The organism is Bradyrhizobium sp. Leo78, assembly GCF_059512425.1.
In genome coordinates this window covers 1-13,048 of sequence record NZ_JCAMOT010000032.1, presented here as the reverse complement: position 1 = coordinate 13,048, position 13,048 = coordinate 1, and the positions used below count along the sequence as shown (strand labels likewise).

Here is a 13,048-nt window from a genome sequence, read left to right as displayed (position 1 = left end):
CACTCAGCGTCTTTTTTATAACTGAGCTTCTCGGCGTCGACGAAGTCCCACACCGTCCGGTAGTCGACCTTCAGACCTCCGCCGCCTTCAGAGTATCGATGAACGCCCGTAGCGTGGAAGGAACGTGGCGATTGCGGGGGTAATAGAGGGCGAGACCCGGAATCGGAGGGCACCAATCCTCCAGAACGGCGACAAGGTGCCCCGAATCCAGAAGCGTTCGGGCGAAGCTTTCCGGCACATAGGCAATGCCGAGCCCATCCGCTGCTGCTTCGACGATCAGGTCATTGTCGTCCAGGGTCAGAACGCCCGGAACGTCGACCACCACCTCCGCGCCGTGTCTTGAGAATTCCCAGCGATAGCGCTTTCCGCTTGGCAGGCGCTGGCGGATGCACCGGTGGGCGTGCAAATCGTCCGGCGTGATCGGGGGATCTCGACCCTCCAGATAGGCTGGCGAGGCGACTGCAATGAAGCGGGCATCGCCGCCGAACCGGACCGCAACCATGTCCTGCGGCACTGCTTCGGCAAGCCGGACACCGGCATCGAAACCCTGCTCGACGATGTCGACGAGCCGCCCCTCGGAGACAAGATCGATCTCGACCTCCGGATGATGAGCGAGGAAGTGCGGAATGACATCACGCAGCAAGATTGCAGCTCCGCTCTTGTTGGCGTTGATCCGCAGAGTTCCGCTGGGCGTTCCGCGCACTTCGGCGAGCGAGTCGAGAGCCGTGTCGAGGTCTTGTAGCACCGGACCCAGGTGCGCGAGCAGCCGGGCGCCAGCCTCGGTGAGCGAAACACTTCGGGTGGTTCGATTGAGCAGGCGGATGCCGAGATTCCTCTCGAGCCCAATCATTGCGTGGCTCAGGGCCGAACGCGATACGCCTATCGTCTCGGCCGCTCTACGGAAGCTGCGAAGGTTGGCGACTGAGACGAAAGCCGCCAGATCGTTCAGGCTCGGGCGCGGCACTGGTGAATTTGTTTCACTTACTTATCCAATAATGGACGTCTTATAGCACCAATTGGTCCCCTCTACATCATCGGAGTAATTTCAGAGGGAATATCTCATGAGCAAGACCTGGTTCATCACCGGCGCGTCGTCAGGCCTCGGCCGCGAAATGGCGCAACGCCTTCTTGCCCGTGGCGACCGCGTCGTCGGGACGGTGCGACGGGAAAGCGCTCTGGCCGATCTTCAGCAAGCACACGGCGAGAACCTCAGTACGACGATACTTGATGTGACGGATACCGCCGGGCTCCAGGCGGCCATAGACGACGCATTCGAGCGTATGGGGCGGATCGATGTCGTCGTCAGCAATGCCGGCTACGGGCTGTTTGGAGCGGCCGAGGAACTTACCGACCCGCAGATAAACCATCAGATCGCTACCAATTTGACCGGCTCGATCCAGCTCATCCGCGCGGCAGTGCCGCATCTGCGTCGTCAGGGAGGCGGGCGCATCATCCAGGTTTCGTCGGAAGGCGGGCAGATCGCCTATCCGAATTTCAGCCTCTATCACGCGACCAAGTGGGGCATCGAGGGATTCGTCGAGGCCGTGGCGCAGGAGGTCGCGCCCTTCGGCATTGACTTTATCATCGCCGAACCCGGCCCGACGGCCACGAATTTCGGAGCCGGTCTGGTGCGTCCCGCGCCGATGGACGTCTACGAGGACACTCCCGCCGGCGCCGTGCGCCGGGCGATCGACAGCGGGAGCTTCGCGCTGAAAGGTGATGCGGGACGGACTGCGGCAGCGATAATCGCCGCCGCCGACAGCACTAATCCTCCACTGCGTCTTGCGCTGGGCAGCACCGCTTACGATTCGATTTCGAAGGCTTTGACGCAGCGACTCGTCAGGATCGAAGCGCAGCGCGAGGTCGCGTTCTCGGCCGATCGCGAAGACGTTTGACATCTGATGCGGCGGTTGCCCTCACACCCGCGACGTGAGTGCAAGGTTGGCCGCTAGTTACTTATGACGCAGGCAGGTACAAACATAGGCAGGAAAAATGCCAATTCGTTCAATTTTTTTGGCCATCATACTTGGAGCCTCTGTTGTCGGTTCTCATGCCCAAGCAGCTTCTGCAAACCAGGTGGTGGGTACTTGGCGTATGGTATCGGCGCAGATTGATCCAGAAGGAAGAAACCTTCCTGCTTACGGTCAGCGGCCAAACGGCATGCTGGTCTTCACGCCAGATATGCATTTTATCGAAGTTTTGACGGATGCAGATACGCCACGTTTTGCGTCGAATGTGCGTGGTGGGGGCACGGATGCCGAAAATCGAACCGCGATGTCTCGAAGCATCGGTTTTTTCGGGACTTACACTGTGGATGAGACAGGTGAGTTCAGCGGCAACCGCGTCGAAGGGGCCACTTTTCCAAACTGGGTTGGGGATACCCGCACTCGGAGGGAGCTGACCCTGAAGGTTTCTGGCGATCAGATGACAGAGCGTTTCCAACGCCCGGACGGAACGAGGATCGTCATCGAATGGCAGCGGGTAAGGTAAGTAGCTTCTGGCTTGCCCCTCCTTCCCCCCCACTTCGCACCATTGCCTCTCGACCTTTGCGCGTCAAACGCGCATTCTTGTGGCTGTTCATCCGGTCTCTCTCTGGAACACTGAAGCTTCGCAACCTCGGCTTCCTCGGTTCGGACCAGATGGACAACCTCCTGAAAGACCACAGCTAGAGCATGATGCGGCAAAGTGGAAACCGGTTTTCCCTCGCGACAAATGCGAAGCGTTTGCGTAGGAAGGTCATGCTCAGACAAAGAGATGAGATTATGATCCGATTCCGTCTAATCGGATCATGATCTAGTGCAGTGAGTGGGACGCAATGAAACGCTACCTGATCTTCGCCGCTATCGGCCCGTTCATCGGCGGTCTCATTCTGCTGTTCGCGACCTCCTACCAGTCCGGCTATTGGACCGAGACAGGCGCGCACGAGGTCGGAAAGTTCTTCCTGGCGTTCGTCAAGACGCTGCAATACGCGTATCTGTTCGGCATCGTGCCGTCGCTGATGCTAGCGGCGATCGACGACATTCTTATGCATGTGCGGAAGATCAATCCGTTCGCGCGCATGCTGATCGTTGGCGTAATCGGATTCATCGCGGCCGAATTGCTCTACGGCTCGCGCGGCCCGGACTCCGGCGCGGTGCAGTTCATTCTCTATGGGCTCGTCGGCCTGGTGCCGGCAACGCTGTCGTCCTGGCTGGCGCACAAATACGCGGAAGAGCCGCAGCCGGTGACGACTTAACCGCTTTCGCCGTCATTGCGAGCGAAGCGAACCAATCCATGTTTCCACAAGCGGCGCTATGGATTGCTTCGCTCCGCTCGCAATGACGATGTGGTTGGTTTGGGTGCGACAAACAACCCGACGGGCAAACCCGGCTTTCCCTTTTCGCAGCGACGATAACGGTGCGAGGTTCAACCGAATCGTAGGATGGGTAGAGCGAAAGCGAAACCCATCATGGGTGCCGCTTGCTCATCGCGATGGGTTTCGCTTCGCTCTACCCATCCTACGGGAAGGCTGCGATGCTTTATTGCAGGCCGTACTTATGCAACGCGACGAGCAAGAGGCGAATGATGCAGTCCGAGATCGTTTCGCCTCGCAGGCGCAGTTGCTGCAGCCCCGCCAACGTCGCCTCGTTGACCGGTATGAGCCAATTGCCGTTTGGCAGGCGCCGTCCGGTCGGGGCCCCAGCCGCACTCTCTATCAAGGCGCGGCACTCCTCAGTGATCTCAATATTCGGCATCGCTTTGATCGGAGTCCTCGCGGGATTAAAGCCGCCGGTGTTGGCCTGAGCCAACATCATAGCTCGCGCTGCGCGCGCCCCGGCTACTGCACATCAGAGAATCCATTTCACCGCATGCTCTGCTGTTGGATGGGTTCCGGGCTCGTCCTTCGGACGCCCCCGTCTCGGGGAGGATGGTGGCGATCCCGGCGCGGTTCATGTTCAGAACGCTAAGCGGAACCGGGCGGACAGCCCGTTTTCCTCGGTGTGAGCGCCGAGCCGACCCGTATAGGAAAAACCCAGCGTGGCGTCCTTGCTGAGGGGGATATCGAGCCCGGTCTGGATGAGCGCGGCATCGCGGGCGATCGGCACGCCTGTCACCGTAAAGGCATCGGAGCTGGTCAAGGCGTGGGTGGTCCACGGCGTGACATCGCCGAACGCATGCTGCCAGCCCAGCGTGCCGTAGAGATTGCCGCTGACCGATCCCAGACTGACGGGGAATGCGCCACGCAGGCCGATCGTGGAGTAGGTGACGTTTTGGGTCTCATCGCCGCCGTGCAGGCCGGCGATGCCGTTCTCGTCATAGCCGTTCGTGTGCAGATTGACCCAGGCAAAGCCGGCAAACGGTTCAAGGGCGGCCCCGCCGGCATGGAAGGTGTAGCCGGCATCGCCAAAGATCTGCGTGGTGCGGGCATTGTAGGAGATCCTGTCGATTTCGGCGAAACCGGGGAAGGCGACGTTGCGGCTGGTATCGATCGCATGCCAGGTGTTGGCCACGCCGAGATGCAGGCCGAGATCGTTGATCCGGGCGCCGGCATACGCGCCGATCGTGGACTGGTCGACGTCGGCCGACGAGGCGCGGCCATCGACGCTGTAGAATGAGCGGCCATAGCCGCCCATCACGCCGATCCGCCAGCCGTTGTCGATGAGCTTGTCGGCGCCGACGAAGAAACCGCCCGCGGTGCGGTCGAGGCTTGCGGCGTTATGGCCTCCGCCGCCGAGCCGGGCCCAGCTGCCATAGCCGGAACCCCAGACGGCAAGGCCGTCGCTGAGCTTTCGGACATTGTCGGCGGATGATCCGCCCGGCTCCCCGAAGGCGGCGAGCAGCCGGCCGGTGACGGCGTAGCGGGCAAAATGGCTGTCCTCGATCAGGCCGCTCTTCAGACTGGCGTGGATCTCGCCATCGAGAACGTTGTAGGCGCCGCGGGCTTCGCCGGCGTCAAGCAACAGCAGCTTGTTGTAGAGTGCAAGCGACGAGCCGGATTGCGCCAGCGTGTCGAGTGCAACCGCGGTGCGGTACTGATTCGCGGTGTGGGCAACCGTCTCGAAAATGGCCGGGTTGCCCGAGCCATCTGTGTTGGAGGGGATCGGGGCAACGGTGAGATAGGCGTTGTCGGCATCGTAGCTGAGGCTGGTCGCGAGGAAGGCGGAGGAGATGGTGGAGCCGGCGAAGGTGCCGCTCACGCCAGTGCCGGCCCTCAGGATCGTGGCGGTCTGGCCTTTTTGGTAGCTGACCAAGGGATCAAGTGTGGAGACCACCACGGTGCCGCCTTTAAGGGTGGCTCTGCCCGACACCGTGGTCAGGTCGCTGCCGGACCCGGCGATATCCACCGCATAGATCGCGCCGTTCTCGAAGGTGAGGTTGCCGTTGACAGCCAAGCTGCCGGTCGTGCCGGCCCTGCCGGGGGCGAGAATGCCACCGCTGTTGATCGTCGTGGTGCCCACGGTGCCGGTGCCGGCGAGGGTGGCGCCGGCATTGACGATGGTCAGCGCACTCGAGGCGATGGAGCCATCCACGGCCAGGGTGCCGGCTGCAACCGTCGTGGTCCCCGTGTAGCTGTTGTCGCCGGTCAGGACCACTGTGCCCGCCCCATGCTTGGTCAGGCTGCCGGCCGACCCCGCAGCGTCGGCGAGCTCGGCGTTCAGGGAGAAGGTATCGGCTGTGGCGACCGCTTCTACGTTGAGGTTGCCCCGCAGGGTGACACCGCCGGTGGCGGCGAGGGTCAGCGAGGTGTTGCCGCCGGTGGCAGCCAGGGCTCCGCCGCCGTCGAGATCAGCATTATCCGCTGCGGTTCCGCCGCGGAGCGTGGCGCCGCTTTGCAGCACGATGCTGCCTTCGGTGGTGATGCTGTTGCTGCCGGCGGCGACCAGGGTGGCGGTGCCGCCCAGGATGAAGCTGGAAGAAGAGCCATCCAGCCGGATCGCGCCGGCGGCCACTGTGGCGCTGCTGTTGGTCGCGGTGGCGTTGCTCACCTCGCCGGCGGCATAGAGATAGAGCGTGCCGGCCGCCACGTTGAAGGTGGTCTGGCTGCCCTCGTCGGTAAAGACATTGCTACCGCCAAGCTTCCAGGTGCCGGCGCCGGTCTGGGTGATAGCGAGGGGACCGTTGGTCCTGCCGCCCATGGGATCGCGCATGTCCAGCACGCCTCCGGGCGCCACGCTCACATCGAGCGTGGCGGGCCCATTCAAGTAGATGGACGAGGCTTGTCCGCTGGCCGTATTGCCGGAGAAAATGGAGGTCTGGCCTCCGCTGACCGTCAGATTGATCGTGCCGTAGTCGGTGTAGACCGCACCGCCCAGCGTGTCGGTCGTGTTGCCGAAGAAGCTGCTGTCGGCGATCGTCATCGTGCCGCTTGAGTCGAAAATGGCGCCGCCACCATGGGCGGCGAAATTGTTGGAGAAGCTGCTGCCGGTGATCGTCGCGGTGCCGTTGATGAACATGGCGCCGCCATAGGTGGCCGAGTTGCCGGAGAAACTGCTGTCGGTGATCGATACCGTGCGGTTCGCTTCATTGAAGATCGCGCCACCGGCGCCGGCGGAATTATCCGAGAAGCGGCTGTCGACGATGGTTGCCGTGCCGAAGTTGAAGATCGCGCCGCCACCATAGGTGGTGGAGGAGTTGTCGGCGAAGCTGCTGCCGCTGATCGACGCCGTGCCAGTGTTGTAGATCGCTCCGTTCGCGTTGCTGGCGAAGGCGCTGTCGGCGATCGTTGCCGTGCCGGTGTTGTAGATCGCGCCGCCCTGACTGCCGGCGGTATTGCTGGCGAAGCTGCCGGCGACGATCGTCGTCGTGCTGCCTGCCTCGCTGTAGATCGCGCCGCCATAGGAGGTGGCGGAATTGTCGGAGAAGCTGCTGCCAGCGATCGTCGCCGTGCCGTCATTGTAGATCGCGCCGCCGTCGGTGGTAGTGGCCGTGTTGCCAGAGAAACCGCTGCCGGCGATCGTCACCGTGCCGTGATAGTTGTGGACTGCACCGCCGCCATAAGTGGCCGAATTGTTGGAGAAGTTGCTGTCGGCGATCGTCGCCGTGCCGGTATTGTAGATCGCGCCGCCCTCATAGGTGGCCGAATTGCCGGAGAAGCTGCTGCCAGCGATCGTCGCCATGCCGTCATTGGCGATCGCGCCGCCCTGAGTGGCGGTATTACTGGAGAAGCTGCTGTCTGCGATCGTCGCCGTGCCGGAAAAATTGTAGATCGCGCCGGCGAAGCTGGCGGAGCTATTGGAGAAGCTGCTGTCAGCGATCGTCACCGTATTGGTGTTGAAGATCGCGCCGCCGAAGCTGGACGAATTGCCGGAGAAGGTCACGGACGAGTGGGCTCCGGCATCGCTCAGATTGGCGCTGGCGCTGCCGATAGCGAGAGCGGCACCAGGATCCACATTGATCGCGCCGCCAACCGGTCCGGAGCCGCTCACCGCGTATGACAGCGCGCCCCCGGCGCCTACATAGATCGCTGTCGCGCCAAATACAGTCTGCCAGGCCGAGACCGACGTGGCCGTGCTGACGGTGGTGGTGGCGTTACTGGCGACGGCCTGGTTGTAGGCCGTCAGCGCGGCCTGCATCGCAGCGCCGTTGGCCGTGCTGGGATCGGCAGCGTAGGCCACGATGGCCGCTTGCAGGGCGCTGGACGCGTCGCCGACCGCATCCGCCCACGCCAGCGACGGCGCAATGCTCAGCAGCAGGGCGGCGACCGAAACGCTCCACTTCCACTCAGAGCCGACCCGGTGGCGGTGTCGGAGACGATCTTCCTTGTTGAGGAGACTGACCTGTTCGGAGACCCGGACCATGCCAAGGATCCGATTGAGGGCAGGACGAAAGGCGCGATTCATGTATGCAGCGATTTGCCGGTCAGGTGGAATTGTCCAGCAAACACACCGGCAACGTGACGGCTACCCCGTGGTACGGAAAACATGAAGTTTTGGACGGAATGCAAAATTTTCGATAGCAACGGGTGCTATCCGAGCGCACGCATCGGGAGCGATGGGATTCACTACGCGGCTGGATGGTCTATGGTTAATCATTCCGACGATCGCCCGGACCCGCGCGACTCCACTCGGATCTCTCCCGAAACGTCGTCCCCAAAACGCCCCGCGCGCTTCCTCTACGGGGAACGAAGCAGCCTCGATCCCCGTGCGAACAGCGCGGACTATCTCGCGGACGCCAACCTGTTTCGTCGCAGCTATGTCCGAACCATCGGCGAATCGGAGGGGATGCCGCTCGACAGCACCGTGGCATGGTTCGTTGGGAACAACGTCGCTTTCTACAAGCTGACGTCCAATTCCTGCGTGGAGGCAAAGCGAACCGAAGCGGATGCGGCAGCCGACAAGATCGACGGCGTGGTATTCGACTACGTCCTGCCCGGAGAATACAGCGAGGAGACCGCAACCGGTTTCGTCAGCCTAAGAGCCGGAGACCTTGGGATGGTGCAAAGCACGGTCGAGGTGACGGCGCGGTCGCGCCTGGCTCGCATAGCGACAATTTTCCTGCCGCGAACACGCCTCGCTGCTGCACTCGAGACTGACCTCTCCGGCGAGCCCTTCATCCTTCGCTCCCTCAGTTCAGCTCCGCTGGCGCCCTTTGTCGGCGCCCAGATGCGGTTGCTGTTCGAGTCCTACGGGAGGATGGACGCGCAGGACTTCGAGATCGTGCTCGAGGCGACAGCCGAACTCCTCATTCATCTGCTGCGGGGCGAATTGTCGCGGGGCGAGCAGTTTCAGGCACGACCAAGCAAGGAATTCATGCGGGCGATTGCCTACATCGAGGAGAACTATCATCGCCCCGAGCTAACGCCGGACGATATCTGGCGGGGCATCAACGTATCGCGGACCCAGCTCTACAAGCTGTTCTCGGAGAATAGCCTGACCGTGGCAGGCTATCTGCGCGACGTTCGGCTGCGCCGTTTCGTCGATGCCTTGAGGACGACGGACGCGTCCGGAATCGGCCGCCTTGCCTGGACCTGCGGATTGGATATGCAGGCCGCCGACTTCACCCGTTTATTCAAGCGTGTCTATGGAATGACGCCTCGCCAGGCGCGAGCGGCTCTACAAGCTGGGCAGCCCGTTGTAACCAAGGTTTTTCCTGCGCCCTCTGATATCGAAGAGGGTGGAAAGTAACGCAAAGCTCGGACGCAAAGCGCCGCGAGAATGCGGACTCGCATCCCTCACGCTGTTTGACATTTGAATCAGCACTCGCGGCCATGCTGTAGGGTAGGCAAAGCGAAGCGTGCCCACCATCACGAGCACGGCGCTGGATGGTGGGCACGGCGCAAGTGCGCCTTTGCCCACCCTACAACTCTACAACCGGTTGCTCGCGCCACAAACGCTTCCCTGTGGTTATGGGTCTGCTTTCGCGGGGGCGGTAGGATGGGTAGAGCGAAGCGAAACCCATCATTGGTGCCGCTTGCTCCATCGCGATGGGTTTCGCTGCGCTCTACCCATCCCACGGGACGGCTGCAACGCTTTATTGCAAACCGTACTTATGCAAGGTGACGATCATGAGGCGAATGATGCAGTCCGAGATCGTTTCGCCTTGCAGCCGCAGTTGCTGCAGCCGCTCCCATGTTGCCTCGTTGACCGGGATGACCCAGTTGCCGTTTGGCAAGCGCCGTCCGGTCGGGGGCTCAACGGCGCTCTCAATCAGGGCGCGGCACTCCTCGGTGATCTCGATATTCGGCATCGCTTTGATGAAAGTTTTCGCGGGATTAAAGCGGCCGGTGTTGGCCTGAGCCGATAAGATCCGCCAGTTAAATCGCGGCAATGCTTTTGACTGGTATCGCGAATGAGGCGCTGCTAACGACGCAATAACGGCGAGTGTGCGGCTCTGCCGCGAGGTGACAGAGCGGTAATGTGACGCAACTTGTACCGCGCGCGTGCGTTACCATCTCAATGCTCATGCCCGACGACATCTTTACGCCCAACCGCGCCCGCTCGCAGGGCCCGTTCCGCGACACGCGGCCGCGGGGGAAAGTCATCGACCAGGACGGACGCGAGATTCCGGAGGCCGCGCTGCATCCGCAGTTCGAGGCGTTCCGGCTCGACTTCGAGACCGCCGATCCGTTCGGCAATCTCACCCGCGAGCAGCGGCTGGCGCGGCTTGAGGCGATCGCAAAGCTGCTTGATGTCGCCTTCATCGTGCCCGGCACCAAGATCCGCTACGGCATCGACGGCCTGATCGGCCTGATCCCGGTGGTCGGCGACATCATCACGACTGCGATCTCGCTGTGGCTGGTGCGCGAAGCGCGTGCGCTGGGCGCGCCCTGGCATATCACCGCGCGGATGCTCGCCAATGTCGCGCTCGACGGCGCGGTCGGCCTAGTGCCGCTCGCGGGCGACGCATTCGACGTCATGTTCCGCGCCAATGTCCGGAACGTGCGCCTGCTCAAGCGCTGGCTGGACAAGCAGCCACGGTTGTAGGTCCGAAAAAGAGAAAGCCCCCGGAGCATCCCGAGGGCTTTTCGCTTGGGTAGGGACGGATCGGTTTAAGCGGCGTCGGCGTCGGTATTGGCCTGCACCGGGCGCGGACGACGCGGCAGCGGGAACGCCTCGCTCTCATAGAGCGAACGGATGCCGTTCTGGTCGAAACGGGCTTCCTCGACCTGCAGGTAGGCGCCGTTCAGCGAATCCGCCGGCAGCTCTTCCATGGCATACTGCACGGCTTCCGCCGCGGTGCCAAAGCGCCGATAGGCGAATCCGGCCCGCTTCTTCTTGCGAATGGCGGCAGGAAACAGCTCGGCGGAGGTGTTAAAGTTGAACGGACGCATAGGACGCATGGTCGACGACCTCTTACTCTTCTTAGCGATAGCGCGATTGGGGGTTGAGGACGGCGGGCCACAACCGGCGGCGCGCCGCACATGTCATTTCGTCCCCTAATATAGGCTTATTTGACAAAATTGCGACCCCTGAACGGTGCCGACAGACCTCATGATGAATCCGCGCATGACAGTAAGGAAATCAGGATAAGCTAAATTAAATCAATTAGTTGCGTGAGTTCCGGGCCGCCTGCGTCCACCGGAAGGGGGAGAATCCGAGGTGATCGCCCGGTGTCCCGTCCGCGCATTATTCCGCGGCGCGGCGAAGTCGGCGACGGAATGACGACCCGGAAGGATTGCACGCATCGCGACGCGTTGACGCGGCTTGCGCCGCCTCGCTTCCCGCTCGGGTCGATCAGCAATGCTCTCAGCGGCAGCGCATAAGGCGCGACGTGCAGGGGACCAAGGCTTGTGCGGGGCGCGCGGCGCTTTAAAACTGACGACAACAATAGAGCGACCGGTCATCGCGACGCCGGTCCGCGAGGAAACGCTGGGAACGCCGAGGATCATGCTCAAGGAAGCCGCAACCTACGACGAGCTCTACCGCAACTTCCGCTGGGACGTGCCGGCGCGCTTCAACATGGCGACCGCCTGCTGCGACCGCCATGCCGATGGCTCCGGACGGCTCGCGCTTGTCTATGTCGACGAGGACGGCGCCCAGACGCGCACCACCTTCGACGAGGTCGCGGAGATGTCGCGCCGCTTCGCCAATGTGCTGAAGGCCGACGGTCTTGAGCGCGGCGACCGCGTCGCGGTGTTCCTGTCGCAATCGCTGGAATTGCCGATCGCGCATTTTGCCGCCTTCCGCTCCGCGATGATCTCGATCCCGCTGTTCGCGCTGTTTGGCGAGGATGCGCTGGAATTCAGGCTGTCGAATTCGCAGGCGAAGGCGATCGTGACCGACGCGGCCGGCTGGGAGAAGCTCGCCAAGATCCGCGACCGCCTGCCTGAGTTGAAGGACATCTATGTGGTCGGTGACGAAGCGCCCGCAGGCACCAGGCCGTTCTGGCCCTCACTGCGTGCGGCCTCGGCGGAGTTTACCAGCGTCGACACCTCGGCCGACGATCCCGCGCTCATCATCTATACGTCGGGCACCACAGGAAATCCAAAGGGCGCGCTGCACGCGCATCGCGTCGTGCTCGGCCATCTGCCGAATGTCGAGATGTGCCACAACTTCCTGCCGCGGCCCGGCGACCTGATGTGGACGCCGGCGGATTGGGCCTGGATCGGCGGCCTGATCAACGGCCTGTTCGCGTTCTGGTACCACGGCATTCCCATCGTCGGCCATCGCGCGCGCAAGTTCGGGCCGCAGGCGGCGATGCAGATGATGGCGGACCTCGGAATCCGCAACGTGTTCCTGCCGCCGACCGCATTGAAGCTGATGCGGCAGGCGGGCGTGAAGAATTCCGGCGTGAAGCTGCGCAGCATCTTCACCGGCGGAGAGTCGCTCGGCGGCGAATTATTGGGCTGGGTGCGCGACACCTTCGGCATCGACGCCCATGAGGTGTTCGGCCAGACCGAGTGCAACCTCGTGATCGGCAGCAATTCGAATCTGTTTCCGATCCGACCGGGCTCGATGGGCAAAGCGACACCCGGCTTCGACGTGCGCATCGTCAACGACAGAGGCGAGGAGCTGCCGCGGGGGACGCGCGGCATCATCGGTGTGCGGCAGCCGTGCCCCTGCACCATGATCGAATATTGGCGCAATCCGGAAGCGACCGCGAAAAAATATGCCGGCGAGTTCTTACTTACCGGCGATCTCGGCGTGCAGGATGAGGATGGCTATTTCTGGTACGTCAGCCGCGAGGATGACGTCATCACCACCGCCGGCTATCGCGTCGGCCCGTCGGAGATCGAGCATACGCTGATGAAGCATCCGGCGGTGGCGATGTCGGCCGTGGTCGGCATTCCCGATCCGATCAGGACCGAATCCATCAAGGCCTGGATCGTGCTCCGCCCCGGCTATGCCCCGAGCGACACGCTCGCCCGCGAGATCCAGGACTTTGTCAAAGTACAACTCGCCGCCCACGAATATCCGCGCTTCGTCGAGTTCGCGGAGTCGTTGCCGATGACCGCGACCGGCAAGGTGCTGAGGCGTGAGTTAAGGGCGAGGGGGTGACGTCGTAGCCCGGGTGGAGCGAAGCGCAACCCGGGACACCTGTGCCAGCGTCTACTGAAGTGCACCCTTATCGTGAGACACGATAATCAGGGACAGGTGCCCGCCGCTTGAGGCGGCAGGGCGGGTTGATG

The 13,048-nt window shown here is 62.6% G+C and carries 11 protein-coding genes; 6 read left to right on the top strand and 5 right to left on the bottom strand.

Features of this window, described 5'->3' with window-relative positions:
- Positions 1-70: 70 nt before the first annotated feature.
- Entirely contained in the window at positions 71-964 is an 894-nt protein-coding gene (locus AC5ZG1_RS31070; RefSeq protein ID WP_496135079.1) for a LysR family transcriptional regulator, read from the bottom strand.
- A 97-nt stretch (positions 965-1,061) separates the two neighbouring features.
- Between AC5ZG1_RS31070 and AC5ZG1_RS31065 the strand changes: the two genes are divergently transcribed.
- From AC5ZG1_RS31065 to AC5ZG1_RS31055, 3 genes are all read left to right on the top strand, one after another.
- Complete coding sequence (locus AC5ZG1_RS31065) at positions 1,062-1,895, top strand: SDR family oxidoreductase (RefSeq protein ID WP_496135078.1); 834 nt, start codon at positions 1,062-1,064, stop codon at positions 1,893-1,895.
- A 97-nt stretch (positions 1,896-1,992) separates the two neighbouring features.
- Positions 1,993-2,490 carry a lipocalin-like domain-containing protein gene (locus tag AC5ZG1_RS31060; protein WP_496135077.1) on the top strand — a complete coding sequence of 166 codons (498 nt, stop codon included), beginning with the start codon at positions 1,993-1,995 and terminating at the stop codon, positions 2,488-2,490.
- Positions 2,491-2,815: 325 nt separating this feature from the next.
- Complete coding sequence (locus AC5ZG1_RS31055; protein ID WP_130230904.1) at positions 2,816-3,235, top strand: DUF5413 family protein; 420 nt, start codon at positions 2,816-2,818, stop codon at positions 3,233-3,235.
- 283 nt (positions 3,236-3,518) lie between these two features.
- Here the strand turns inward: AC5ZG1_RS31055 and AC5ZG1_RS31050 are convergent, their stop codons facing one another.
- Positions 3,519-3,791: a hypothetical protein gene (locus AC5ZG1_RS31050; RefSeq protein ID WP_456643864.1), complete on the bottom strand. Its 273-nt coding sequence runs from the start codon at positions 3,789-3,791 to the stop codon at positions 3,519-3,521.
- Positions 3,792-3,935: 144 nt separating this feature from the next.
- The gene (locus AC5ZG1_RS31045) at positions 3,936-7,778 is read right to left on the bottom strand and encodes an autotransporter outer membrane beta-barrel domain-containing protein (RefSeq protein ID WP_496135076.1); all 3,843 of its coding nucleotides are present in this window, start codon (positions 7,776-7,778) and stop codon (positions 3,936-3,938) included.
- 123 nt (positions 7,779-7,901) lie between these two features.
- Here AC5ZG1_RS31045 and AC5ZG1_RS31040 point away from each other — a divergent pair, with 123 nt between their 5' ends.
- Positions 7,902-9,104, top strand: coding sequence for a helix-turn-helix domain-containing protein (locus AC5ZG1_RS31040; protein WP_496135075.1), 1,203 nt, complete (start codon positions 7,902-7,904; stop codon positions 9,102-9,104).
- Between the two features lie 346 nt (positions 9,105-9,450).
- Here the strand turns inward: AC5ZG1_RS31040 and AC5ZG1_RS31035 are convergent, their stop codons facing one another.
- Positions 9,451-9,747, bottom strand: a complete 297-nt coding sequence (locus AC5ZG1_RS31035; RefSeq protein ID WP_496135074.1) for a hypothetical protein — start codon at positions 9,745-9,747, stop codon at positions 9,451-9,453.
- A gap of 128 nt (positions 9,748-9,875) precedes the next feature.
- On the opposite strand from AC5ZG1_RS31035, the gene AC5ZG1_RS31030 reads away from it, so the two are divergent.
- Positions 9,876-10,403: a DUF4112 domain-containing protein gene (locus AC5ZG1_RS31030; protein WP_496135073.1), complete on the top strand. Its 528-nt coding sequence runs from the start codon at positions 9,876-9,878 to the stop codon at positions 10,401-10,403.
- 65 nt (positions 10,404-10,468) lie between these two features.
- On the opposite strand, the gene AC5ZG1_RS31025 is transcribed toward AC5ZG1_RS31030, so the two are convergent.
- Positions 10,469-10,759: a hypothetical protein gene (locus tag AC5ZG1_RS31025; protein ID WP_028163803.1), complete on the bottom strand. Its 291-nt coding sequence runs from the start codon at positions 10,757-10,759 to the stop codon at positions 10,469-10,471.
- A gap of 547 nt (positions 10,760-11,306) precedes the next feature.
- On the opposite strand from AC5ZG1_RS31025, the gene AC5ZG1_RS31020 reads away from it, so the two are divergent.
- Positions 11,307-12,917: an acyl-CoA synthetase gene (locus AC5ZG1_RS31020; RefSeq protein ID WP_496135072.1), complete on the top strand. Its 1,611-nt coding sequence runs from the start codon at positions 11,307-11,309 to the stop codon at positions 12,915-12,917.
- Positions 12,918-13,048 lie beyond the last annotated feature (131 nt).